27 protein-coding genes are annotated in these 25,153 nt (G+C 38.1%); 13 read left to right on the forward strand and 14 right to left on the reverse strand.

Annotation, left to right across the window (positions count from 1 at the left end):
- Window positions 1-163 precede the first annotated feature (163 nt).
- The 3 genes from QUE72_RS05360 to QUE72_RS05370 are packed head-to-tail and all read left to right on the forward strand — an operon-like array spanning window position 164 to window position 2,267.
- Window positions 164-523: a GntR family transcriptional regulator gene (locus QUE72_RS05360; protein WP_074495305.1), complete on the forward strand. Its 360-nt coding sequence runs from the start codon at window positions 164-166 to the stop codon at window positions 521-523.
- Window positions 520-1,377: an ABC transporter ATP-binding protein gene (locus tag QUE72_RS05365; RefSeq protein WP_286272011.1), complete on the forward strand. Its 858-nt coding sequence runs from the start codon at window positions 520-522 to the stop codon at window positions 1,375-1,377. Before QUE72_RS05360 ends, QUE72_RS05365 begins: the two co-directional genes overlap by 4 nt.
- Window positions 1,377-2,267 (forward strand): hypothetical protein, encoded by an 891-nt coding sequence (locus QUE72_RS05370; RefSeq protein WP_074495310.1) that lies wholly within the window; start codon window positions 1,377-1,379, stop codon window positions 2,265-2,267. Before QUE72_RS05365 ends, QUE72_RS05370 begins: the two co-directional genes overlap by 1 nt.
- 82 nt (window positions 2,268-2,349) lie before the next feature.
- Here the strand turns inward: QUE72_RS05370 and QUE72_RS05375 are convergent, their stop codons facing one another.
- From QUE72_RS05375 to QUE72_RS05400, 6 genes are all read right to left on the reverse strand, one after another.
- Window positions 2,350-2,640 (reverse strand): hypothetical protein, encoded by a 291-nt coding sequence (locus tag QUE72_RS05375; protein ID WP_139302518.1) that lies wholly within the window; start codon window positions 2,638-2,640, stop codon window positions 2,350-2,352.
- Between the two features lie 342 nt (window positions 2,641-2,982).
- Window positions 2,983-3,714 (reverse strand): MauE/DoxX family redox-associated membrane protein, encoded by a 732-nt coding sequence (locus QUE72_RS05380; protein WP_074495315.1) that lies wholly within the window; start codon window positions 3,712-3,714, stop codon window positions 2,983-2,985.
- Between the two features lie 225 nt (window positions 3,715-3,939).
- A complete protein-coding gene (locus QUE72_RS05385) occupies window positions 3,940-4,122 on the reverse strand; it encodes a hypothetical protein (protein ID WP_322111097.1) in 183 nt (60 codons plus the stop codon).
- A 17-nt stretch (window positions 4,123-4,139) separates the two neighbouring features.
- Complete coding sequence (locus QUE72_RS05390; protein WP_074495320.1) at window positions 4,140-4,382, reverse strand: hypothetical protein; 243 nt, start codon at window positions 4,380-4,382, stop codon at window positions 4,140-4,142.
- 11 nt (window positions 4,383-4,393) lie between these two features.
- Window positions 4,394-5,368 (reverse strand): methylenetetrahydrofolate reductase, encoded by a 975-nt coding sequence (locus tag QUE72_RS05395; RefSeq protein WP_083601793.1) that lies wholly within the window; start codon window positions 5,366-5,368, stop codon window positions 4,394-4,396.
- A gap of 138 nt (window positions 5,369-5,506) precedes the next feature.
- The gene (locus tag QUE72_RS05400; RefSeq protein ID WP_286272019.1) at window positions 5,507-6,481 is read right to left on the reverse strand and encodes a tRNA-dihydrouridine synthase; all 975 of its coding nucleotides are present in this window, start codon (window positions 6,479-6,481) and stop codon (window positions 5,507-5,509) included.
- 158 nt (window positions 6,482-6,639) lie between these two features.
- On the opposite strand from QUE72_RS05400, the gene QUE72_RS05405 reads away from it, so the two are divergent.
- Window positions 6,640-7,053, forward strand: a complete 414-nt coding sequence (locus QUE72_RS05405) for a hypothetical protein (RefSeq protein ID WP_286272021.1) — start codon at window positions 6,640-6,642, stop codon at window positions 7,051-7,053.
- A 232-nt stretch (window positions 7,054-7,285) separates the two neighbouring features.
- Here QUE72_RS05405 and QUE72_RS05410 read toward each other — a convergent pair whose 3' ends face one another.
- Entirely contained in the window at window positions 7,286-7,852 is a 567-nt protein-coding gene (locus QUE72_RS05410) for a GNAT family N-acetyltransferase (protein ID WP_286272022.1), read from the reverse strand.
- A gap of 77 nt (window positions 7,853-7,929) precedes the next feature.
- Between QUE72_RS05410 and QUE72_RS05415 the strand changes: the two genes are divergently transcribed.
- Both QUE72_RS05415 and QUE72_RS05420 read left to right on the forward strand, forming a co-directional pair.
- Complete coding sequence (locus tag QUE72_RS05415) at window positions 7,930-8,595, forward strand: SDR family oxidoreductase (RefSeq protein ID WP_286272023.1); 666 nt, start codon at window positions 7,930-7,932, stop codon at window positions 8,593-8,595.
- Complete coding sequence (locus tag QUE72_RS05420; RefSeq protein WP_286272024.1) at window positions 8,595-8,951, forward strand: MGMT family protein; 357 nt, start codon at window positions 8,595-8,597, stop codon at window positions 8,949-8,951. Before QUE72_RS05415 ends, QUE72_RS05420 begins: the two co-directional genes overlap by 1 nt.
- A 3-nt stretch (window positions 8,952-8,954) precedes the next feature.
- Here the strand turns inward: QUE72_RS05420 and QUE72_RS05425 are convergent, their stop codons facing one another.
- Entirely contained in the window at window positions 8,955-9,743 is a 789-nt protein-coding gene (locus QUE72_RS05425) for an SDR family oxidoreductase (RefSeq protein ID WP_074495339.1), read from the reverse strand.
- Between the two features lie 102 nt (window positions 9,744-9,845).
- Between QUE72_RS05425 and QUE72_RS05430 the strand changes: the two genes are divergently transcribed.
- Window positions 9,846-10,631: an alpha/beta fold hydrolase gene (locus QUE72_RS05430; protein WP_286272026.1), complete on the forward strand. Its 786-nt coding sequence runs from the start codon at window positions 9,846-9,848 to the stop codon at window positions 10,629-10,631.
- 39 nt (window positions 10,632-10,670) lie between these two features.
- Here the strand turns inward: QUE72_RS05430 and QUE72_RS05435 are convergent, their stop codons facing one another.
- Together QUE72_RS05435 and tpx are read right to left on the reverse strand one after the other, a co-directional pair.
- A complete protein-coding gene (locus QUE72_RS05435) occupies window positions 10,671-11,126 on the reverse strand; it encodes an Hsp20 family protein (RefSeq protein ID WP_074495344.1) in 456 nt (151 codons plus the stop codon).
- Between the two features lie 247 nt (window positions 11,127-11,373).
- A complete protein-coding gene (gene tpx, locus QUE72_RS05440; RefSeq protein WP_286272027.1) occupies window positions 11,374-11,994 on the reverse strand; it encodes a thiol peroxidase in 621 nt (206 codons plus the stop codon).
- 173 nt (window positions 11,995-12,167) lie between these two features.
- On the opposite strand from tpx, the gene QUE72_RS05445 reads away from it, so the two are divergent.
- Both QUE72_RS05445 and QUE72_RS05450 read left to right on the forward strand, forming a co-directional pair.
- Window positions 12,168-13,262 carry a response regulator gene (locus QUE72_RS05445; RefSeq protein WP_286272028.1) on the forward strand — a complete coding sequence of 365 codons (1,095 nt, stop codon included), beginning with the start codon at window positions 12,168-12,170 and terminating at the stop codon, window positions 13,260-13,262.
- Window positions 13,263-13,266: 4 nt separating this feature from the next.
- Window positions 13,267-14,232: a sensor domain-containing diguanylate cyclase gene (locus tag QUE72_RS05450; RefSeq protein WP_074495352.1), complete on the forward strand. Its 966-nt coding sequence runs from the start codon at window positions 13,267-13,269 to the stop codon at window positions 14,230-14,232.
- A 455-nt stretch (window positions 14,233-14,687) separates the two neighbouring features.
- On the opposite strand, the gene QUE72_RS05455 is transcribed toward QUE72_RS05450, so the two are convergent.
- Both QUE72_RS05455 and QUE72_RS05460 read right to left on the reverse strand, forming a co-directional pair.
- Window positions 14,688-15,866 carry an IS4 family transposase gene (locus tag QUE72_RS05455; RefSeq protein ID WP_286272030.1) on the reverse strand — a complete coding sequence of 393 codons (1,179 nt, stop codon included), beginning with the start codon at window positions 15,864-15,866 and terminating at the stop codon, window positions 14,688-14,690.
- Between the two features lie 247 nt (window positions 15,867-16,113).
- A complete protein-coding gene (locus QUE72_RS05460; protein ID WP_286272032.1) occupies window positions 16,114-17,928 on the reverse strand; it encodes a M2 family metallopeptidase in 1,815 nt (604 codons plus the stop codon).
- A 655-nt stretch (window positions 17,929-18,583) separates the two neighbouring features.
- Here QUE72_RS05460 and QUE72_RS05465 point away from each other — a divergent pair.
- From QUE72_RS05465 to QUE72_RS05480, 4 genes are all read left to right on the forward strand, one after another.
- Complete coding sequence (locus tag QUE72_RS05465) at window positions 18,584-19,213, forward strand: TetR/AcrR family transcriptional regulator (RefSeq protein ID WP_074495356.1); 630 nt, start codon at window positions 18,584-18,586, stop codon at window positions 19,211-19,213.
- Window positions 19,214-19,294: 81 nt separating this feature from the next.
- Window positions 19,295-20,317, forward strand: a complete 1,023-nt coding sequence (gene nagZ, locus QUE72_RS05470) for a beta-N-acetylhexosaminidase (RefSeq protein WP_407704954.1) — start codon at window positions 19,295-19,297, stop codon at window positions 20,315-20,317.
- Between the two features lie 198 nt (window positions 20,318-20,515).
- Window positions 20,516-22,363: a protein kinase domain-containing protein gene (locus tag QUE72_RS05475; RefSeq protein WP_286272036.1), complete on the forward strand. Its 1,848-nt coding sequence runs from the start codon at window positions 20,516-20,518 to the stop codon at window positions 22,361-22,363.
- Window position 22,364: 1 nt separating this feature from the next.
- Window positions 22,365-22,745 (forward strand): VOC family protein, encoded by a 381-nt coding sequence (locus QUE72_RS05480; RefSeq protein WP_286272037.1) that lies wholly within the window; start codon window positions 22,365-22,367, stop codon window positions 22,743-22,745.
- Between the two features lie 40 nt (window positions 22,746-22,785).
- On the opposite strand, the gene QUE72_RS05485 is transcribed toward QUE72_RS05480, so the two are convergent.
- Both QUE72_RS05485 and QUE72_RS05490 read right to left on the reverse strand, forming a co-directional pair.
- The gene (locus QUE72_RS05485) at window positions 22,786-23,550 is read right to left on the reverse strand and encodes a hypothetical protein (protein WP_286272038.1); all 765 of its coding nucleotides are present in this window, start codon (window positions 23,548-23,550) and stop codon (window positions 22,786-22,788) included.
- 27 nt (window positions 23,551-23,577) lie between these two features.
- A complete protein-coding gene (locus tag QUE72_RS05490; RefSeq protein ID WP_286272040.1) occupies window positions 23,578-25,149 on the reverse strand; it encodes a hypothetical protein in 1,572 nt (523 codons plus the stop codon).
- Between the last annotated feature and the right edge of the window lie 4 nt (window positions 25,150-25,153).

Genomic DNA, 25,153 nt, shown 5'->3' on the forward strand with positions numbered 1-25,153 from the left:
TAATACACTAACGTGCATTACTGTCTTCGGTAGACTCTTTCACTTTATCTTCGTTGAATGAAACATTTATTTACAGCTTATTTGAGCGTAAAATTTGTGTTTTGGTGTGCTGGTGATGTATAACACTAATTATTCGCTAATCACTATTCATGGATAAAACACGATGACAACTCAATGGCAGGCTGATAAGCCTATCTATTTGCAGTTATATCAGCAAGTAGTTGGACGAATTCTTGATGGATATATTCAAGAAGGGGAAGCACTTCCTTCTGTGAGAAAGGTAGCTGCACAGTATCAAGTTAATCCAATGACCATTTCAAAGGCATATCAAATGTTGCAGGATGAAAACATTGTTGAGAAACAACGAGGTAAAGGGCTTTATGTTAAAGCTGGCGCTCAAGAAACCATGCTTGTACGGGAACGTGAAGTGTTTTTACAAGAGCAATGGCCTGAGATATTACAACAAATAAAACGATTAAAACTTAAACCCGAATCATTGTTAACCACGGGGGACTCACTATGAGTGCGGTAGTGTCACTAAAACAAGTATCAAAGTGTTATAAAAATACGAAAGTTGTTGATAATGTAGATTTAACTGTTGAAAAAGGACAGATCCTCGGTTTAGTTGGGCCTAATGGAGCAGGTAAAACTACCTGCTTACAGGCAATGTTGGGGCTAATTTCTTACCAAGGAGAAATTGACATTCTCGGTTTCGAACCCAGAAAGAACCGCGCGAAAATGCTAGAAAACGTCGCTTATATTGCTGATGTAGCAGTGCTGCCAAAATGGTTAACTGCAGCACAAGCGATTAAATATATGGCGGGGGTTCATCCAAGGTTTAATGCAGATAAAGCGCGTACTTTTTTATCTAAAACAAATATTAATGAGTCAAGCAAAGTAGGTACATTGTCTAAAGGCATGATAACGCAACTACATTTGGCATTGATTTTAGCGTTAGATGTATCGGTGCTTATCTTAGATGAGCCAACTCTCGGTCTAGACATTTTAACGAGACGTCAATTTTATAGTCACTTACTCGAAGACTTTTACTCCGAAGAGAAAGCGATTGTCGTGACAACACACCAAATAGAAGAAATTGAGCACATTTTAACGGATGTTGCTTTTATTCAAGATGGCAACATTATTATTGCAGAAAGTGTTGAACAGATTAAAGACAGGTTTAAGCTTGTTGCTGTTTCTGATGAATGCCAAGAGCTGGCATCTTCTATGTTGCCGTTATGTACGAATCGTTTAATGGGGATCACAACCATGTTATTTGATCAGCACTCACGGGAACAGCTGGAAGCAGTTGGAAAAGTATCATCGCCAAGCTTAGCGGATATTTTTGTAGGCGTAATGGCCAAGGAGGTGTACTAATGAACATGCACTCTTTACAAATGAATATACAAAAAGAATTATGGGAATATAAAAGAATATTTGTATGGTTGCCGGTAATTCTAGCTTCGCTAATAGTATTGATACCAGTGCTTAATTATATTCTCGGAGACGGCTTACCAATTAACTGGCAGCAACAGCTGAACAGAATTAGCCAACAGCAAGATAACATGTTGTTTTCGCAAATAGTGTTTGGTTTTATTTCTGCATTATTTGCTCCTTTTATGATTGTTGCGTTTATTGTGCAACTTTATTATTTCACCGCATGTTTTTTCGATGAAAGACGAGATTTATCTATCGTTTTTTGGCGTTCATTGCCAGTACCAGACAGCCAAACCGTCGGTGTTAAATTGCTTGTTGGTGCGATTATTTTACCTGCCATTTTTATGTTAGCAGCAACGATAGTGTTATTGTTATTTGTGTTAGTAGCATTGATTGTATGTACGGTCTTATCTGTTAGTCAAGATATTGATATATGGGGCTTATGGTTTTCAGGTGAATGGCTCAGTAATTTTCTTATTACTTGGAGCAGTTTGTTACCGCTTAGCCTGTGGTTGTTACCTGTTTATACTTGGTTAATGTTGACGTCTATATATGCTAAAAAAGCCCCCTTTTTATTGGCGATTTTACCCGTTACTATTTTAGTGATCGTTGAAGCAATTATTGTTGAATATTTCAATTTAGCTTCACCGTATTTTACTGTGATGCTTGTCAATTATTTTGACTTTTCTAACGCTATAACCGGTCAATATACATCCATCTCAGCTGTTCCGATTAACGCAATAATGAGTAAGGTAACTGTGGGAACATTTGTGTTAGGCGGAAGCTTTATTTATGCCACTTATTGGTTGAGGGTAAATAGAGGCCAATAAGTCACAAATATGTGTAAACCTCTTAGTAGTGACAACGTCGTAAAGTTTATTGTCACTACTAAATTTTTTATGAAAAAGGCACTTAAAAGTTACTGCAATTCGTGCCATTACCTTTGCGTGATGCCCCTAAAATTTTATTCTGCCTATCGATCATAAAAGTTAAAGAACAATAATTAGCTGCTTTATGTAATGCTGTTGCGCCATCATATTCAATGACTTTATTGCCATCTTCGAGTTTTAGGAATGTTTGAGGTGTGCCATATTCTTCAATTAATGTACCGAGTGATTCTCCGTGCCAATGTGACACATCTCCGTTTGATGCACATGAAGCAACGAATATCATGAAAAAACTACTTACTACTCTATTTTTCATTGTATTACTCTTGATATTAGCCACTAAAGGATTTGATTATAAAATAAACAGGTACGACTTGTAAATTATATGTATGAATATTTCATAGTGTGTATGGTTCGAAATGTTCACTTTACTGAACATAATTAAAATCGCGTTTAGCTGAATACAAAGGGCAGGTTTTTTGTCATTTATACGTCGTTATTGCTATTTCATGTGGAATAACCACCTATTAATCGCAATGCCTTGTCTAAATACCAATAAACTGCTGTAAAAATACATGCGAAAGTAGACTTTGTTTCTGAGGGAAGCACAGCGATTAATACATATTAACCGCTGTTTTCTGCGGGTGATGATTTTTTGTTATTTAACAAACATCCAGATACCAGCACTGATCATAAATAGGTTTTCAGTGAGAGAAATAAAACCTAGTGGTACGTTACTATCTCCACCGACACATGCGCATTTTAACTCACGTTTATCAATATACACTGCTTTTATAACTGAAATTGCACCAATACCACCAATCAATAATGAAAAAGGCGCAACGCTATAAGCGGGTAAACCAGCAATCATTCCAATACCAACATAGGCCTCTATAAAGGGATAAGCATAGGCATATCTCACTACTTTCATGCCAACAAGATCATAAGTAATAAATGAATTAGTAAAACTAAATAAATCTTGCAGTTTTTGTATTGCCAAAGCCGACATGGTTAATGCCACAAATAATTCAAGGGTGTATATTGATATCAAGCTAAATCCAGCTGAGAAACTAAACGCTAAACTTAATAATAAGGTGATGGAAAAAATCGCAATTACCGGTGTATAACTGGTACCCTGTTGATCTGCTTGTGCTTTATTAAAATAACTGCGCAATTCATCATATCCCCCTATGCGTGTATTTTGAATGAAAGTTTGTGGGGTGGTGTCTACGCTATGTTGCTTTTTAAATGAGTCTGTTTGTTCTCGAGACGTTAATAAATGGTCTGCAACGTTATATCCTTCTCGCTCTAATAAATCTTTTGATTTTAAACCAAATGGACATATGTGCTCTTCGGTAGCCATTCTAAAAAGTTGTGCAGACTTACTCACTATACGCTCCTTATTTACTAGCATGTAACAGAAATAAATAGACTTTGCTCTTGAGTATGGCTAATAATTACTATTCGTAAAGCCGTTGTACTGGAATAGCTTGTAAAAAGTGAAGATGACAATAGAGCATGTGGACGCTTGATAAAAGCTGACGTGGTCCTACTTCATAGGCATTCAGTGATAATATTACAGTTGAAGGTTTGCATGTCTGTTACGTTAATCGTGTTAATTGGTTAAAAAGTCGCGATAATTTTTAACACCAAAATATCGAATAGACTTTTTAACCTTTACTTGCTTCGCAATGAGTAAATCACCACAGTAAATTTTAACCACTTGCTTATCACCATTACTGTCTGTGTCGTATTGGTGTTGAGTATTAAGCCTGAGGTTATCAAACTCAGTTTTCATGATTAATTTCATGGTTGTTACAGTTTTTCTATTTCTTGACTAACTTGGTAGCCCTGATCAGTCACGATCTTTTCTAGAACTTGTACACGTTCTTCCAAGGATAACACTTGCTTTTTTAACGAAATATTTTGCTCATGCGCTTTATTATTACTATTTAGCGTACGTTCTTTAAAGGCTATATGCTTTTTATACATATCATACAGTACGCTAAAGCCCACAGATATAAGTACAATAAGCACAACCATTGTAGTACCTGTCATATTAACTCTCCTTAACTGATCAGCGATTGCAACTCTTGCTTCGCTAGATAGTTTTCCATGGTAGAACGTAATAATTTATATAACAATATTGAACCATCAATTTCTTCTTTTCGATTGGTTAAACTTTCAATATTCAGACCAAGTGGTAATTGATAAGGTAAAACGGCATCTAATATTTGGTGTAAACTATTAGTACAAATGCGAATAGACTCATATAGTGGTTTTTCGGCATTTAAAATACGTAGGCTGGTAGCTTCTGGAACGCTAACGCCTAACCAATCAATAAATTCTAAGGTTTTCTCACTGCCACAAGGTGAAAACGTTAAGATAATTCGTTGAGGTTTTAGACCTAACTTTTTACATTCGATCGCGTAGCGAGTGAGCATATCAATGGTGGCTTGAGGATCATAGATCGCCTGTGATATAAAGAAATTACAGCCTTGTTTATGTTTTTCAATCAATCGTTCATGCTCATTGCCTTTACTCGCATGGCGTTCAGCAATTGTTACACCACCGATAAAAAAGTCATGTTGGTTTTCAACAAGCGTTTTATAAGCCGTTTGTAGCGGTAGTGATACTTGATTGTGGCTTGAAGGACTTCCTACTAGCACAACGTCTGTAATACCAAATCGTTGCCATGCTTCATCTGCCCAAGTATTAAAATCATCAGCATTTGATTGCACAACACTTTTATAAGTGATCACTGGTCGTGATGATTTTTGATTCAATAATGCAGAATAATGCCGTGGGTCATGTGTTGATTTAAATGGGAACGGCCTTGGTTTATTAGTGCGCGAATCTTCATTTTGAATATCGTAAACAATCAAGCCATCAAAGTCGATATCGCTAACTCGTTCAAGTAATTTTCCGGCTATTTCATCGACTTTTTCAACGGGCGTATCACTTTTAGGAGGGGTAGTACCAATAAAGTAAACGCCACGCCTGATATCGTTATACCTTGCTCTTAATTCTGAACCTTGTTCCACTGTTATATTCTTCTTAACCTAATTTGAGAGTAATCATACCGATTTTTTGGTTAAAAATCTTCGCTAACACTAGCTCGAATTGTGATAATTTATCGCAAATTTTTCGTATGGGTATGAGAAAAATTCATACCCGTGCATTTATGGATATTTATTTTGGGCATCAAGTGAGGTGAGTGTGGAAATTTCTGCTAGTATTTCGTGCTTTTGTGTCAACGTTTTTATTCGTTGAAAAAGGCTTTCTGCTTGCGGGTATTGCAATTTCAAATAGCGGAGCCATTGTTTTAATCGACTCGAAAAATAAAAGCTTTTATCACCGCTTAACTCTAATTGGGCATAGTGTTGTAGTAAGCGACTCAGTGCTTGCCAAGACATTTTATCTTCTGTGCCCTTTATTACATTCGCCAAATTAGGCATGGCAAGCGCACCTCGGCCTAGCATTAAATGTTGGGTTTTTGCTTCTACCATGCATTGTTGTGCTGAGTCTACATCCCATATTTCACCATTTGCGTAAATTGTCATATCGTGACTGTTGGTTAATTTACCAATATGTTGCCAATAAGCTGGTGGTCTGTAACCGTCTTTTTTGGTGCGTGCATGAATGGTTAATTCGTTTGCGCCAGCTTGGGCAACAGCTGAAACCACTTCTTCAAAAAGCATTGTGTCTTCGAAACCTAAACGAATTTTAGCTGATACGGTTTGAGAAGAGGGTACCGCACTTCTAACGGCAGAAACTATTTGATGAATGGTCTCCGGCGATTTTAATAACACTGCGCCGCCTTTACTTTTATTAACCGTTTTTGCAGGGCAACCGAAATTTAAATCAACACCTTGCGAACCAAGCTCAATAGCGCGTTTGGCATTTTCTGCCATCCACATGGCATGTTGACCTAGTAATTGAATGCGTACAGGTGTGCCATTAGAAGTTGTACCTTTATTACGTAATTCTGGCGACAGTTTGTGATAAATATGACGTGGTACTAACCCTTGTACTACTCTAACAAACTCAGTGATACATAGATCATAGGCATTAATGGAGGTAAGCAATTCTCGCATTAGCGCATCTGCAACACCTTCCATTGGCGCAAGTGTTATTTTTTTTACGTTATTATTCATAAATATATAGATACAACTTTGGCTAGACAAATCTTACTTTCTCGCCTAGCTTAAAAAAAGCAATATTTGTTGAAATTAAATGAAATAGTTCAGGTCTTCTTAAATAGAGCTGATCGTAAGATATGGTATCTATTTTTATATAATAAAGGAAAGATAAGATGAGTATGTCAAAAAAATCTACAATAGCAGCAATGTTTACTGCTTTAGCGATGGCGAGCGTTTTTACGTTACCAGCTAAAGCGGAAAATAATATTAACCCATTTGAAATTGAAAATGTACAGTTTTCAGGAAGCAGCCATGTTGGACATGAAGGTGGTTCTTGCGGCGAAGGTGCCGATAAAAAAGACAAAAAAAGCTGCGGCGAAGGTATGAAGCATAAAGACAAAAAAAGCTGCGGCGAAGGTATGAAGCATAAAGACAAAAAAAGCTGTGGTGAAGGCATGAAGCACAAAGATAAAAAAAGTTGCGGTGAAGGTGCAATGAAGAAAAAGCCACGTACCAGTTGTGGTGAAAATCATTGTGGTGAAGGTAGTAAAAAGAAAATGAAAAAAATGAAAAAAGATAACGGTTAATACAGAGCGTGTTGATCTTTTAAGTTTGTTTTTGCAGCAATTTGTTTGGTATTTATACAAGGCAGAGCTTGTGCCGTGTAGTTATTCTACTCAAATCAAGCGATAACATAGTAGAGATGCCAAATAGGTGCTGCCTGAAGGGTTTAACTAAACTCAAAAAGCAAAGATCAACACGCCCTAATACTCGCGCGCTTAAAAAGCCACTTGATAGTTTAACGTCAAGTGGCTTTTTTTAGTGTTTATTCTTTTGTTCATTGACTAGCAGAGCGTAAATAAACTCATCATGCCATTCATTATTGAGTAAAGTATGAGCACGAAAGTGCGCCTCTTTTCGCATACCCAGTTTTTCCATGACTTTCCAGCTGCCAATATTCTTGGCATAACAATAAGCGATAACTTTATGAACGCCAATTTGTTGAAAGAGAAATTCAATCAGGCAACGACCAACCTCTGGAATAATACCTTTTCCTTGGTGTTTTCCTAATAGTAAATAACCTATTTCAGCACGCTGTTGCGCTAAGTCTTCAATACGAAAACCGATACTACCAACAGCAGATTTTGATGATTTTTCTGTAATTTTAAAGGTTAGCCAATGCTCTTCTTCATGTTGCCAAGGCTTGATCCTTTGTGAAAATTTTTCTGCTAATGCTTGTGGCTCAAGTATTGGCCCAATGTACTGCATTAATCTTGGATCAGTTTGTAACTGTTGAAACAGATTAAAATCATCTGAAGTCATTAAGGCTAAGTCAAAACGCGTTGTTTGAAGTGAAATGGACTGTTGGATCAGCTCAATGTTCATAAACTATCCTTGAATAATGTATAGCGTGTTGCCATATAGTACATAAGGTTTGATCAATAACAAACAGAGGAAGTGAAATGAAAAACACTGTAGTAATTACTGGTGCTAATCGTGGAATTGGACTTGCCATGGCGACGATTTTCGCTGAACAGGGTGATAACGTTATCGCATTATGTCGTCAAAGCTCAGAGGCGTTAGATGCGATAAATGCAAAGGTAATCAATGGGGTTGATGTTGCCACCGAGCAAGGGTTAACTGTTATGGCTGAGGCATTATCTAACGAGAGAATTAACGTGTTGATTTGCAATGCGGGTATTCTAAGAGATGAACAATTAGGTCAATTAAACACAATCACAATAAAAGAACAGTTTGATGTTAACGCTTTAGCACCTTTATTGGTTGTTGAACGTTTACTGCCTCAGTTAGTTACCGGTAGTAAAGTTGCGATGATCACTTCTAGAATGGGCTCTATCGCGGATAATGGTTCAGGTGGTCGATATGGTTATCGTATGTCAAAAGCAGCTTTAAATGCGGCTTCTATGTCGTTATCGAAAGATTTAGCATCTCACGATATTTCTGTTGGCGTATATCATCCAGGCTATGTTCAAACTGAAATGGTCAATATGGGTGGGGATATTAGTGCTAATGAAGCGGCTGGTCGTATTGTTAAGTTAATAGAGCAACAATCAATGGCTGAAACGGGTGTGTTTAAACATTCAAATGGCGACGTATTACCCTGGTAATGACCAACATAGGAAATTACCAACGAATTTGGCAAACGGTACAACAGATCCCTGTTGGTAAAGTAGCGACTTATGGTCAAATTGCTGATTTAGCTGGTTTGCCCGGCCGCGCTAGATTAGTGGGTAAATCACTTGGCTATGTACCTGATGGCGGCTGGCAAAATAAAGCTGTTCCTTGGTTTCGTGTGATTAACGCACAAGGGAAAATATCGTTACCGCTTGCCAGTGAAGGGTTTGAACGGCAAAAAGCGTTGCTACAAGAAGAACAAATTGTGGTAGTAGGGACTAAGATCAGCCTGAAAGAGTTTCAATGGCAGCCTGATCTTAGCGAGTTATTATTTACCCTATCTTTTTAACGATTACAGACTGGATGTTCTGCCACCATCGACGGGTAAATTAATACCAGTGATGTAGCCCGCGCTAGGTGATGCTAAAAATGCAGCCGCAGCGGCAAACTCTTCTGGTTGTGCAAATCGTCTCATTGGTATGTGAGATTTTTCAATGTCGGTCGCTTGCTCAATACTAATGTTTTGCTTTGCTGCTTTACCTTCGATAATAGCGTCTAATCTTGCGGTGGCTGTTGCGCCTGGCAAAACGTTGTTTACCGTAATACCAAACGGGCCCAATTCATTGGCTAACGTTTTAGCCCAACTTGCTACTGCACCACGTATCGTATTGGAAACACCCAAATTTGGTAATGGTTGTTTCACTGACGTTGAAATAACGTTAATAATCCGTCCATATCCTGTATTTTTCATGTGTGGGATTACCGCTTGTACTAAGTGGTGGTTCGAGACTAAATGTAACTGAAAGGCATCGATGAACGCTTGCGCATCTGCTGTATTAGCAGGCCCTGGCGTTGGCCCGCCAGTATTATTAATGAGAATATCAATGCCACCATGCTTTTCGATATTTGCAGTAATCGCATTTTTCACTTGTTCAGGCTGGGAAAAATCAGCAACTAATACATGATGTTGTTGGCCTTGACTAGTGTCTAATAACGCCAACACCTTATTGAGTGATTGTTCATTACGTGCAAATAAAGTGACGTTAGCACCCAGTGATGCTAATTCGATTGCACATGCTTTTCCAATACCTTGGCTGCTACCGCACACTAGGGCGCTTTTGTTGGTTAATGTTATATTCATGCTTCTCTTTATATCTTGCTTTTGACCTAGTTATTTAATCATATCTCTTGTTAAAATGTGCAACATTTTACGATGTTAATATGAAAAGGTTGTGTTTCAGATATGCAAGGTATCAAAGTATTAGGACAAGGCCCTGCCGTTATTTTATTGCATAGTTCACTCAGTAGTAGTAAGCAATGGTTGCCATTGTGTTTTCAATTACAAGACAGCTTTACATTAATTAATGTTGATTTACTTGGTTATGGTGATGCAGGTTTACCTGATGATCTATCGAGTTATACCTTTGAAGATGAGTTAACTCGCATTGAACAGTGCTTACTTCAAGAAAATATTCAAACGCCAATTCATCTTGTTGGTCATTCGTGTGGTGGGGCTGTTGCATTAGCTTGGGCAATGAAAAATCGTCAACGAGTAGCAAGTTTATCTTTATTTGAGCCGGTTGTCTTTCATTTGCTTGAACAGGCTCAAGCGCAATACTTTCAGCAAGTGAGTGAATTTTCACAGCAATTACGCCAATTAGAAAGTACAGAGGCAACAGCGGCATTTGTTAATTTTTGGAATGGTGAACAGTTTTTTCAACAGCTTCCTCAAAAAGTACAACAGCAAATGGCACTTGCTATGCCGAAGGTTCATGCAGACTTTCAAGGAATATTAGACCAAAGCTATCAGTTGATAGACCTCAGTCAGTTATTATGTCCTTGTTTATTAGTCATAGGTGAACAAACCAGACCGTTGAGTAAAGTATTGAGTCAGTTAATTGCTGAGCATCTTTTTAATGCTCACCTGCACTACGTTGAAGGGGGTCATATGGCGCCAGTTTCTCATCCGCAAGAGACGGTAACCTTGTTCAGCCAATTTTTAAATCAACAAAAAAAGCCCGGTGAATAACCGGGCAAAAAATAAGGGAGAAAATCAGTTTAGCTTATGTTAATTCGAGTTATCATTTAATAAGCTTTTACCATTAATGGCGATTTTTCGTGGTTTTAAAGCTTCTGGAATTTCACGCTGTAAATCAACGTGCAGTAAACCATTTTCCATAAAGGCACCAACCACCTTAACATGGTCGCCTAATTGAAATTTTCGTTCAAAATTTCGTTCTGCAATGCCTTGATGTAAGAATTTTCTGTCGGTTTTATCTGTTTCACCTGCTTTAGTGCCAGTAATGACTAAATTGTTATGTTCAGACTGTATCGCTAGCTCTTCTTCAGCGAAACCTGCAACAGCCATGGTAATTCTGTATTGGTCTTCAGCAAGCAATTCAATGTTATAAGGGGGATAAGACGATTGTTTATCAGCACGAGATGCTTTGTCTAATAATCCAGCTAAGTGATCGAAACCGATAAATGAACGGTAAAGTGGGCTAAAATCTGTAGTTGTACGCATAATTCATATCCTCTGTTAAGCAATATGTTAATAAGTAAAGTTGTGCGTTGAATGTCGCTCGAGGTTCTCGCCGCGTATTTCATCGTACTCGCATAACTTTTATAAAGTGCCTTTCAATAGTGAACAGGCGGTTAATTGTAGTCCCTTTCAGCGACTACAATTAATAGATAGGGTTAATATGTTTTTATTCAAGGATAAAAATTAAATTTTTTGTGCTTATCTGGTAACTTTTTAAAAAATAAAGGTTTTATTTTTTGTCGTCTGTTAATTTTATTGCTTCTAAAGCCGCAAGTGCTGCATCGTAATCAGGGTGTTGTGAAATATCAGCAACAAGCTCTTTATAAGTGACTTTACCGGTAGCATCAATGACGAATATTGCGCGTGTTAATAACCCCATATCCTTGATCAGAAGGCCATATTTTTTACCAAAATCACGCCAAACACTGTCTGATAATACTTGTAGCTGTTCGATATTTTCATTTTTGCAAAAGCGCTTCTGTGCATAAGGTAAATCATTACTAATCGTCAGCAACGTTAAGTTGTCGCCTAATTTGGCAGCTTCTTCATTGAATCGCTTTGTTTGAACGGAACAAACGCCTGTATCTAAGCTAGGTACTACAGAGATTAACACTGGCATATTAGAAAAGTCACTGAGAGATACTGGTGAAAACATATCATCAACCACTTTAAACTGAGGTGCCTGCTCCCCAACAGCTACTTGGTTGCCCAATAATGTAATGTATTTATCACCCGCCTTAACAAGGTCATAAGATTCAGGTAGCGGGTTCGATACTGTTTCATTGGCTAAACTTGGCAGCGATAGGCTGATGAGAATCGCGAAAATACTTGAATAAGTTGTTTGTTTCATGTGATGTCATATATTTTTTAAGAGTTGAAGATAAAATAGTACCTCTGACAAAAATAAATTGCGAATAAATAGTGTTTTTATCGATTTATAACTATGGTTATATTTGAGAAGGCTTTAAAATAGCCGAAATTGTTTTTTTATTAATATTATCTTTGTGTTAGACGAGTTTTTCTATGCCAACACCTTTGTTGATTTGTGACGATTCAAATATGGCGCGAAAACAGGTCGCGAGATCTTTGCCTGATGGCTGGGATGTCGAGATCAGTTTCGCAACTAATGGCTTAGAGGCCATCGAGTTAATTAAAGCAGGCAAAGGAGATGTGCTATTTTTAGATTTAAATATGCCAGAAATGGACGGCTATCAAGTATTAGAGGCTATTGTACAACAAGACCTGCCAACAATGGTGATTGTGATATCTGGTGATATTCAACCTGAGGCGCACCAACGAGTCACTAGTTTAGGGGCGTTAGATTTTATACAAAAGCCTGTAAACAAAGAAAAATTAACGGACATATTAGCGGCTTTTGGTGTGTTTAATGCTGATGTTCAGCAAGGTGAGACAGATAGGCCATTATCAAGTAAACCTAGTGAACCTTTGAATGTAACACCAGTGAGCGTAGCTACCCCACCTTCTGAAGTGGCTGACGTTGAATCGGTACCTCAATTACCTGCGTTAGAAGGTGATATTCGCGATTGTTATCAAGAAATTGCCAATGTAGCGATGGGACAAGCCGGTGATTTATTAGCACGCTTACTTGATGTATTCGTGGTATTGCCAATTCCGAATGTTAATTTAATTGAGGTGAGTGAGTTGTCAATGGCGTTATCAGCCATTGAAGCCCATGAAAGTACGTCAGGAATTTGCCAAGGCTTTATTGGCGCAGGTATCTCTGGTGAAGCGTTACTTATTTTAAATGATTCTAGCTTTAAAGATGTAGCGGATTTAATGAATTATCAATATGAAGTTGACGATACAACCGAGCTTGAATTGCTAATGGATTTGGCAAATGTGCTGATTGGCGCTTGTTTGAAAGGAGTTTCGGAACAGTTAGATATGCCTTTTAGTCAGGGACACCCGGTTGTATTGGGTCAACATCGTAAAATATCGGAATTAATTGCGACTAATTCGACTAAGTGGCGAAGAACGTTAGCAATAGAAATAAGCTATGGAATTGAAAACTATCCAATAAAATGTGATCTTTTGTTACTGTTTACTGAAGACTCTATGAATACGTTAAATAATAAAATTGCTTACCTGTTGGATTAAAAACATGTCGTTAGAAACTGAGCAAATAAATGAATTACACTGGTTAATGGAAATGTTGCACACCATAGATGTAGGTTTGGTTGTGCTTGATCGAAAATACCAGATACAAATTTGGAATGGTTTTATGGAAAATCATAGCGGATTATTACCAAGAGAAGTGAAAGGTAAAACGCTTTTTTCCTTATTTGAAGAAATTCCAGAAGAGTGGTTTGTGCGCAAATCAGAATCAGTATTTATGCTTAAAAATAAAGCGTTTACCATTTGGGAACAGCGTCCTTATTTATTTAAATTTCAAAACTATCGACCCATTACAGGTACCGCTGATTATATGTACCAAAACACCACGTTTATTCCCTTAATGTCGTCAACGGGCGAAGTTACGCATTTATGTTTAATTGTTTATGATGTCACTGATAATGCTGTACATAAACAAGATCTTGAGCAAGCGAATGCTGAGTTAGCCATTTTAAGTCAAACCGACGGTTTAACAAAATTGTTTAATCGTACGCATTGGGAACGATGTTTAGAAGCTGAATATAAACGTTGGACGCGAAGTCAGCACGCGAGCAGTTTAGTGATGATTGATATTGATCGTTTTAAAGATGTTAACGACAATTATGGGCACGTGGTAGGTGATGAAGTGATCCGTCACTTGTCTAGTGTGATCCGTAAGCACGTACGAGAAACCGATGTTTCTGGTCGTTATGGCGGTGAAGAATTCGCTATTTTACTTTCAGATACCGCTATAGAAAATGCGCAAACTTTTGCGGAACGTTTACGTGCAGAAATTGAAAGCGCGCTAGTGCAACATAATGATATTGATGTTAAATACACCATTAGCTTAGGTCTGGCAGAAGTCGAGCCTAGTATTAAAAATTATGAGGCCTGGATAGAATGCGCTGATGCGGCATTATATCGTGCAAAAGAATCGGGTAGAAATAAGGTCGTATTACATCCGAAACAGACATAATAAACTAGAGCGTGTTGATCTTTGCTGTTTAAGTTTAGTTGAACCCTTCGGGCTGTATCTGTTTGGCATTTCTACTGTGTTAACGCTTGACTGGAGTAGAATAACTACACGGCGCAAGTGTTGCCTTGTATAAATACCAAACAAATTGCGGCAAAAGTAAACATGAAAGATCAACAAGCTCTAATTAAAGGGGTCAGGTACATTAAATTAAACATAAGTAAAGTTTCAGGTCACCCCTTTTAATAATAACCAACTAGTAGAGTCTGTGGTACAAAAAGCCATAAAAAAGGCGCCATATATTAGGGTCTGTTGAACTTTCGAGATTAAATGTTGTTCGAACTAAACGCTTTTTGTTCAAGGCGTGAGCAATGTCACATGGTTATTCCATGTAAATTTCGAACAACGATGAAGAAATAGCGTTTAGCTGAACCCAAAGGGCTGACGGATCCCCATTTTTATATAACTGAACATATTTGATAATAAGCTAAAAAGTTTTCTCGACTTTTCTGTAGATAGTGATTTTTAATTTTGTGGAGTCTATGCCGAATTACTTGCTTCGCCAATGTAAGAAACGATAGAACTCTGCGGTGTTTTATCGTATTAGCCTGAAACATTATTTGCCAATTGCGCTGCTCCGCTTCAAAGCCAACAAACCAAAGTAATAGACTAGCTAAACATGCAATTAAGCACAAGGCACTCATTCGCCTTACGCCTTGTGTTTTACTAAACCGCCACGAAAAGCCATATTGTTGGCTTTTGTCATCGCGAAAGTTTTGCTCAATTTGCATCCTTTTACTGTACAACTTAATTACTTGATCACTAGTGAGTGTATTATCTGATGTTGCGAGTAACCATGGCTCATGAGCATGCCGTCGATACATGCGAGTATCTTTAGTAAAACGGCTATTCCCTTTTCGTCCTTTGTATTTTCCTTTGTACAAATGGAGAAATGCATCACATGCTGTTGGACTGTGTTGAGTAACCCTCGCTTTGCCAAGTCGAGTTGGTTGACAGCTCGCTCCCTGATGAAAGGCAGGGAGTTTTTCCCAAGTATTTTTACCTTCTAACTTACATGTCATCGTGCCTCTGAGACGGCCAATAAAGTGCCATCCTAATGAACGGACTTTAGTATACCAAGGAGTAAGAAAACCACCATCTGACAAAATATAAACGGACCGGTGTTCACCAATAACTTGAAGGAGGTTGTCTAAAAATCTGGCATTGGTTTCTGGCGTATCAAAATCTTTTAATTCAACAACCATGTTGTAAAGCACTAAAGAACGGCCGTCAACGAGTAAACTCGCTCTAAGCAGGTGGTAATCTGAACGACAACAACCACTCCAGTCCACTGCAATGGCTAAATAAGGCAAGTTGCTAATGATTGGTTTGGCCAACGAAGCGTATATTTCAACTTGTTGGTTAAACAAATGCTCGTTATTAAGAAAACGAGCAACCCTTTTTATTTTATGCTTAATGTTCGCACGCCCAGCTAAGTAACGCCCCAAACTTGTTAAGGTTAATCTATCAGACGCTATAAGTGCTTCAGAGCATGCTTTAAGTGTCTTCATTCTCGCTTGATTGAAATTCGATAAGGACTTATCAAAGAAGTTATGGCAAAGTAAGGATTCAGGCATAGCATTTTACTCTTATTTTTGTTTTGGCGAACTAATAAGATCATAAAATGTTGTGCCTGTCATTTTTTGGGGATTCGTCAGCCCAAAGGGCAGCGTTTTTTGTCATTTATACGTCGTTATTGCTTTTTCATGTGGAATAACCACACATTAATCGCAATGCCTTGTCTAAATACCAATAAACTGCTGCAAAAATAAACACTAAAGATCAACAGACCCTAGGCGCCTTCCTAGAAACTAATGTTATCGGTTATATACCGCAGCTTTTACCTTGGTTTTTCTTCTTCAACCATTTATGTAATGGCGCAAAGTAATCTAAGATTGCTGTAGCATCCATTTGTTCGCTACCGGTTAGCACCTTATAAGCTTGCTGCCATGGTTTACTTTGTCCCATTTCTAACACTTCATTCAGTGCCTTTCCAGCCTCTTTATTATTATAAATAGAGCATCGATGAATGGGATCTGTGTTACCCGCAATTTCACATAACGCTTTATGAAATTCAAATTGCTGGATATGTGCTAAGAAATAGCGAGAATATGGCACACCACCTGGCACATGATATTTTGCACCTGGATCAAACGCGTTATCTGGACGGGCTACAGGAGCCGCAATACCTTGATATTTTTCACGAAGTTCCCACCATGCCGTATTGTAATTTTCAGGCGTAATTTCACCCGAGTATACTTTCCAACGCCATTGATCAACTAATAAGCCAAAAGGAATAAACGCCACTTTATCAAGTGCCATTTTCATTAATAATCCAATGTCTTTTGATTCATCTGGAATTGAATCAATTAGGCCAATTTCTTTAAGGTATTTAGGCGTAACAGAGAGTGCGATAGTATCGCCAATTGCTTCATGAAAGCCATCATTCGCACTTCCTTGATATAGCGTAGGTTGGTTTTTGTAGGCGCGTTGATAAAAGTTATGTCCTAATTCATGATGAATTACGTTAAATTCTTCCCCGGTTTTTTGAATACACATTTTAATACGAATATCATCTTTAGCATCTAAATTCCATGCTGATGCATGACATACTACGTCACGATCTTTTGGTTTAGTAAATAAAGAACGCTCCCAAAATGTTTCGGGTAGTGGTTCAAAGCCTAGAGAGGTAAAAAAATGCTCGGCGCCTTTTACCATTTTAATTTCATCGTATTGGTGCGCGGCAAGCTGTTTAGTAACATCATAACCAGGGTCGGCATTTTCAGGTGCGACTACATCATAAATATTGCCCCAGGTTTGCGCCCACATATTGCCAAGCAAATGTGCCGGTATCGGCTGGTCGCTTGGTACCTTATCTTCACCGTATTGCTCAGCTAGCTTATCTTTAACGTAGCAGTGTAAGTCTTCATATAATGGCTTCACCTGTAACCATAAACGATCTAGCTCTTTGGCGAATTCATCGGCTGGCATATCATAATTTGATCGCCACATTGTACCTAAATCGCGGTAACCTAAACCTTTAGCACCTTCATTAGCTAGTGCTGATTGTTCGGTAAATAAGGGCTTCATTTCTGGGCTGACTTCTCGCCAACCTTGCCACATTTCTAATAGTTCGTCATAGTCTCTTGAGGTTGCCATTGTCGATGTCATGTCACCTAGACTTAGCGTTTCACCAGAGTTGGTAGTATAGCTACCTCGTCCATACATGCTATTAAGTTGTGAACCTAGCGTCGCGAGTCTAGCTGATTTTTCAGCATTTTGCGGTGCAGGCATGACTAAGCTTTGTTTTAGAATATTCAGCTTTCTACGTTGATCTTCTGTTACATCAACATTATCAAATTTTGCCGCTTCCATAGCAAAACGTACACCGGCTTCTGTTGATTTCTGATCTGCATTTGCTGCAAGTGCATTTGTATCGTGAGTAATAAAATTAGCATTTATCCATGCCGCTCGAGCGCCGGCTAAATTCAATGCTATCAACTCTTGTTCTACATTATTGAGGAATTGCTCTGCATCTTGTTGAGTAAGCGAAGTTGTTGTTGCGGGTGTCGTGTTACAGCCAACAATGGTTGCTGCGATACATAGGGCTATGAAAGATTTTTTTAATTGTTTTTTCATGATGCTATTTGTAAACCTATTGTAAATTTAATGTCAGTATAAAAGAATATATTGATGTTTAATAGTTCATTAAAAAAGTAATAGTGATAATCCAAAAGTGCAATGTTCTCTGCTTATTTTTATAAAAATGCAGGTAGATAGAAAAACTTAATACATTGACAAAAAAAGCCCGACTGAATGCCGGGCTATTAAAATTCATGAAACTTAGAAAACTCTTACGGCCAACACATTCCCAGTATTGAACAATACATTCACAAGAGTTGATTAAATAATAACCTAAATATAAGTTAGGATCTTTAGCTATTTTAAAAAAAATTGTAATTGCTTATTTATTAAGTAAATTTGATGTATTTCCTGCGTATAAATTAGGAAAAATTACAGATTATAAATTGAGATATTTGTCATACTGTTTGTTTTTATACAGTCATTGAAGAGCACAATAACCTACGCGATATTTACTCACTTTTAAAAGGATTAGCTTTATAAAAACGTATCATTGGAGGTTTTATTGTCAGTATAAAAACGGTTAATTTTGAACTCCACTGTTTTAGTGTTTCAGGTATCAATATTCATAGCTTGAACTTTCGTTTATTGCGTTATTTAAAACGCTTGTTTAAACTGTGGGGTAATTGTGCAGTAAAATGTGGTGATTCCCATGGATACTAAAAATAAAATACTTGATGCCGCTGAAACATTATTTGCTGATAAGGGCTTTAATGGCACTTCGTTACGCGAGATCACAAGTTTAGCTGATGTAAATCTAGCTGCGGTTAACTATCACTTTGGGTCAAAAAAAGAATTAATTAAAGCAGTTATGTCTCGTTACATGAATGAATTAGCGCCGCGTTTAGAAGACTCCTTAGTCTTGGTTTGTCAACAAGAGCAGCAGCCTTCGTTACTTGAAGTATTCTCTGCGTTTATCGAGCCATTATTATCGTTAAATGTTTTTCGTGACAATGGCACAAGCAATTTCTTACAGCTTTTAGGGCGAGGTTATACTGATAGCCAAGGTTTTTTACGTTGGTTTTTAACCACTCAATACCCAGGTGTGATCACAAATTTTGTTGAAGCAGTTCAGCGAGCCTTTCCAGAATTAACCGCAGAAGATATTTTTTGGCGATTACATTTTACCATGGGGACTGTTGTATTCACCATGTCCTCAAGTGATGCATTAATTGATATCGCTGAAAATGATTTTGATCAGTCATTAGATATTGGTGATGTTATACGTAAAGTTATTCCGTTTGTGTCTGCCGGTGTTGGCGCACCACTACAAGCCAGCTAGGGCGTTACCGAGTAATTTAACTTTTGCAATGTCACAATATTAGGTACAGTAAGCCGATTATTGTTTAGATATTTTACAGTTATGGGTCCAATCATGATGGACGTGCATGGCACGTCGTTAACAGAGCAAGACAAAGAGCTTGTTCAACACCCGCTTGTTGGTGGATTAATTCTCTTTTCTCGAAATTTTGAGTCTGTTCAACAAATACGTGAATTAATTTCTCACATCAGACATACAGCCAATAAACCTTTATTGATCGGTGTAGATCATGAAGGAGGGCGTGTGCAACGATTTAGAGAGGGGTTTTCACAAATTCCTGCCATGGGGCGCTTTATTGAACACGCGAATAATAATATAGCACAAGCCCAGCAATATGCGGCCAACGCAGGTGCTTTAATGGCTATGGAAGTACAAGGTGTTGGTATTGATATCAGTTTTTCGCCTGTCCTAGATATTAACGGGGTGAGTGACGTTATTGGTCAGCGTGCCTTTTCACAAAACATTGAACAAATTGCACCGTTAGCTAAAGCTTTTATTCAGGGGATGAAGTCTGCTGGCATGAAATGTACGGCAAAGCATTTTCCAGGTCATGGAAGTGTAAAAGCAGATTCACATATTGCTATGCCGATTGATACGCGTTCGTTTGCCGATATCTCTCATCATGATTTACAGCCGTTTCGCCAGTTAATTAATGAGAACATGATAGATGCGGTAATGCCTGCACATGTTATTTTTCCAGATGTTGATGATAAATCGGTGGGCTTTTCAACCAAATGGCTTAAGCAAGTATTACGTAAATCGTTAGGTTTTTCTGGGGCCATATTTAGTGATGACCTGTCGATGCATGGTGCGTCTTCCATTGGTGGGTATATAGAACGAGCAGAAGCGGCACAAGAAGCCGGATGCGATATGCTGTTATTATGTAATAATCGAGAAGCATGTATTGATGTGATTGATAATGCAAATATTTCGATTCACCAAGAAAGTAAATTGCGATTAAGTGCAATGCTAGCAACAAAGCCAATGAATTGGCAACAAATGCAAGCAAGCCAAGTGTGGCAACAGTTAACCCAATTGAATAACCTATTTCTAGAAAATACCTAAGTTTCTAAAAAAAAGCCTTGGCTAATAGCCAAGGCAGGAACAATGCAAACTAACGTGTTTGTTTACTAGAGAGAGCACTTAACAGCGAGCGTCGCTGATTAAGTAACGCTATATTATCGTGAGTTTATGACAGAAAAATGACGAACTTGCATGGGTGCGAATATTAAATCGTGATCGTTAAAACTAAGCGAGTATTTTGTGGCTGAGAAGAAATTACAACATTTTTATATTGCTGAAGAACAGTCAATCTACTTACTTAGCCATAAAGACGCGACCAAGCTAAAACAGTGGGTCGAACTTTGTGAGCGGCAACTTTTATTGTTGGGCTATGAAGATATTGAGTTAATTGGTAAAGGCGCTTATGGCTTTGTATTTGGTGGTAGAAATGAAGCAGGCGTTGAACAAGTTTTTAAATTTTCTCGGATTAATCTTTCGCAACATGTACAAGACAGGCTAGCCGAGGAAGCTGAAATACAGCGTGAATTGACACACGAGCGTATTCCTCAAATAATTGAGTATTATAAAATTAAGCGGCAATCTATTGTGCATATGGAACGGGCTCCAGGCATTGATTTAGAACGTTTTTCGCATCAAGTTGGGCCGTTAGCGCCTGAATTAATTGTTAATATCGCATTGCAATTGGCAGATATTTTATTGTATTTACGAACCGTAAAATACCATAGTAAGGGGAAGCCGTACGTTCATGGGGATATTAAACCGTCTAACCTTGTGTACCATCAAGAAAAGAACAAATTATACTTGGTAGACTGGGGTTCTGCAGTCTCTGCTCAACTTGATATTAACGGCCAAACCACCGCAAATAATATCATGGATCTAATGAGTAGTGATTTGCAAAATTCTAATGCTCGGCTTGGTGATGTCTATTTTATCGGTCCGGAGCAAATTAATGGTGAAATGTCTTCTCCACGCTTTGATGAACAGGGCATGGCAGCAACATTATACGCGCTAGCATCTGGTCAATCATGTCGTTATGGGCATGAAGTGATAAAGCCAACTTCTCTTGGTTTACCAAAAATGTTGGCGAACGTGATTGAAGCGATGTTAAGCGATGATAGAAAAACACGTGAGCAAGCCGGAGATTACTTTTTTAAACATCTGTCATTATTACGCAATACTGTGTTGGCCGAAACCCCAACTTGGCCAGAGATAAAGCCACTTATTCCGGTGTGGTGCAAACCCCGCACACGAGAAATTGATACCGTAGTTTATGGATCTCGTAAATCATTTTTACGTGAAGAAAGCGATGAAGCATCTTTAGCAAATATCAATGATGCGCAGTTAGAAAAATATTATAAAAATTATTTAATGGGCATGGGCGATACCGAAAAAGCGTTTATTGCTGCGGTGAGCCGCTTAGGTAACTTTCCTGTGGTGGGCGGATTGGCGATCCGCTGGGAAAAAGAAGGGGTTTATATTGATTCAAATTTAACGTTGTTTGATCAAGCGTTAAAAACATCGTTCCAAAGTGCAGTAAATAATATGATTTATTTAGCGCAAGGCATCTTTCGAACAGGTGTATTTAAAAGTTGTTTGTTCAATGCACGTAATACGTTACATGTTGAACGGGATACTGTTGAACAGCCTTTTATTGCACAACTAGAGCAAGTGATACCGTTTGATATTAGTGATGTTCCTGATCAAGATGATGAATCAAAACTGCATTCGTATTTTGAAGACGGTAAAGATCCAGATGAATATCTTTATTTGCCCGACGAAATGATGGAAGTCTTGTCGCGATTGAACTTAATTCACCATACGGGGTGTATTATTTTTGAAGTACTTGAAACACATTTAAAAATTCATAGCTATTTAATGTTATTAAATCATGAGCAAGAAGCAGAATTTTCAAGTTTATTAGCTAAACTTTTGGTATTACTTCCTACAATAACGGGACTGGGAATTTCTGGTTTTATGAAACTTCCTTATAAAGACACACGGTTTTTTGAGCATATTAATCGGTTGCCGGAGAAATATTATCCGATAAACCCTAAATCACGTGAACAGCAAATAACAGAAGGTAAATAATATGAAAGAAGCAATTGGTGAAATGGCATGGCTAGATTTATCGGTGCAAAACGCTACTGAGGTGAAAGATTTTTATCAGAACGTGATTGGTTGGCAAACCAGCGAGGTGTCAATGGGCGACTATCAAGATTATGCCATGCTTACACCTGGCAGTGGTGATGCTGTCGCAGGTATTTGTCATGCTAAAGGTTGTAATATTGATTTACCAGCTGCTTGGTTACCTTATTTTTTAGTGGAGGATATCGAGCAAGCTGTTACTGCTACGAAAGAAAAAGGCGGAGAGTTGATCACTGACATTAAATCGATGGGACAAGATAAATACGCCGTGATAAAAGATCCTGCTGGCGCAGTTTGTGCGATTTACCAAAAAGCGACATCGTGAACTCGGCAAAGTAATGAACTTGTTATGTCTGAACGACTGTTTATTTTTTGCCAGCTAGAGCATTGATAAGGCATTGTTTTATTTGATTGAAGGTGATGTGATCATGATGCGTTATCGCCATGTTATTGTTAAGTGCTTTTAATTGTTCTTCTAGGTGAATTAATGCCTGCGTTACAAAGGTTTGATAGTTTGTTGTGATAGGTTGTAACGTTTGTTGCATATATTCATTGGCAGAATGATCAAATAACAGCACAACAATCGTATTGGTATGCTGTGCTGTCGCCTTGTTGCTGAACGTTAACAAGGTCGAGATTTCGTTCGTTAACTGGTTGATATAAAACCGTCTTTTTTTCAATAAACGCTTAAGTGATAAAGGAGCATTATTTTTTGCACTTGTATCGTTATTGCTTTGTGTTACCAGCATTATTTGTTCATTGAGAAAACAGTCTACATAACAGTGAGATTTTGCTGAAATGTATCGTTGAATATTTAGTACCGTTAAGTGTTTTTTTATCTGATGAATTAACCTCAATTTATCGTAATCAATAATGGGGTCAATAGGGAAATTTATCCAAGTATCGTCCACTCGCTGAATATAGCGCTTGGTCATTGTAATTGAAGCGTTGTCTTGTTGTATATGCTCTTCGACAGGCTCAGTCATTTGGTTTAATAGTGACAACTGAAGAAGTAATTTTCGACGAAAGTTATCGTTATTTTTTACGACTTTTTGAAAAGGTGTTGCCAGTGATAACATGCTCACTGGCAATTGAGTTCGATAAAAAAGAGTGAGGAGCAGATTTCTCATCAACAATCTTTTAAAAGCTAGTCATGGTTAGCGACTAAACTGACGGTTATAATTATGTCGATGCTGTTGATAAGCTAACATTTGTTTTTCCAGCTTTTCGATCACACCACTATCACAACGATGTTTCTCCATCGCTTCACTAAGCCCCATGGTGACTTCAAACAAATTAATTCTAGGGTACTTGTTTATTGCGCCTGATAACATATCGGCTATTTGCACTTGTGCTTGTGTATCTTTATTGATATCAGCGAAGTTAACATGTGGATAAAGTCGACGCGGTATATAAATCGTATCAGATTTACTTGGTAGCCTTTCGGTACGAATTAATGTGCCAAAACCATTACGATACTCTTTTTGTCTTTCTGTTGTTAAAGTAATTACTGCTGGATTTTTACCTAAACAGGTAGGGTAGTAATGTTGATAGTAAGTTGCATAGGTGCCGAGTAGTCGGCCAACAAAATGGTAAGCTTTCCATGAATTCGTTAAATCTTGGTTCAGTTGCTCTTCACTGCCGTACAGATCACCAAACATTCGCGCCATTTCCGCGTTTGCTTCACCCATCCAGCCGAGTCGGTATGGAGCGCTAGATTGATATTCAATGTCCATTGCTAAGGTAAAATCGTTGTCATATACAGCGGTTAAATAACTGCAACCGCTATAGCCGCTAAATGGGCTATCAGAACGACACTTACGTAGTTTTTCCACTGCTTGTTCAAAGCGTTTTTGTTTTTCTGCTTTTGCCGCTGTTAATGCTATTTGTTGCTGACGTTTAGCTTCATCTCTCGCTCGTTTTTCAGCGACTAGTTGTTTTTGGTAAACAATATTGACCTGATCATTCACTGATTTTGTAATCTGTTGTAATGATACAATTGAGCTTGCTGGGTTTCGACTGTAATGTTTGGCGCAAGATTTAGATTTTTGTAGCAACTTTGTCGATTGGTCTTTTAATGCTGATACCCACGGAGTCATTTTATCTGCGCCTTTGAGGCTAGCTAATGACCCTTTTGCTATTAATTGGCTAAACTGTTGGGTGTCATTATCTAAAGCACAACTTTTTACACAGCTGTCTTTAAATAAAGAATTATGGCAAACATTACCTAACGCTGATAGTGAAGGCACCAGTGAATTAAGTACTTGTGCATATTGGCTTGGGGCACTGACCGTATTGACCTTTGGCTTGCCTGGCGCTGGTAACTTACCTTCATGCAAACTTTTTAACAACAGTGCAAAAGGTTTAAATTCGGCAGGGAAGTTATTGCGCCATTGTTGGTTACAGCTAATAGTGTCACGAGCTAACTGTTTAACACTGTTCTTGATTGACGGCTTGTTTGCCTGCCTATTTATTTGAGCCGAAAGCGTTTGAACTCTTCTGTATAAACCACCACAAGTGGATTTACATTGAAAAGCTTGTGCTGGGTTTTTAAACCGTGAGGTACATATTTGTTCAAGTTTTCCTGCTAGTATTTGTGCATTACCAACATCTAACTGATTACTAGCGGTTAACACGGGGAATTGATCCGCACTCGTCTTATTTACGAAAAGTAAAATATTAGCGACAAGCAAGCCTTGGATAATCTTGTATGTGCATGTTTTAAACATTGTT

Source organism: Thalassotalea hakodatensis (genome assembly GCF_030295995.1).
In the GTDB taxonomy this organism is placed as follows: domain Bacteria; phylum Pseudomonadota; class Gammaproteobacteria; order Enterobacterales; family Alteromonadaceae; genus Thalassotalea_C; species Thalassotalea_C hakodatensis.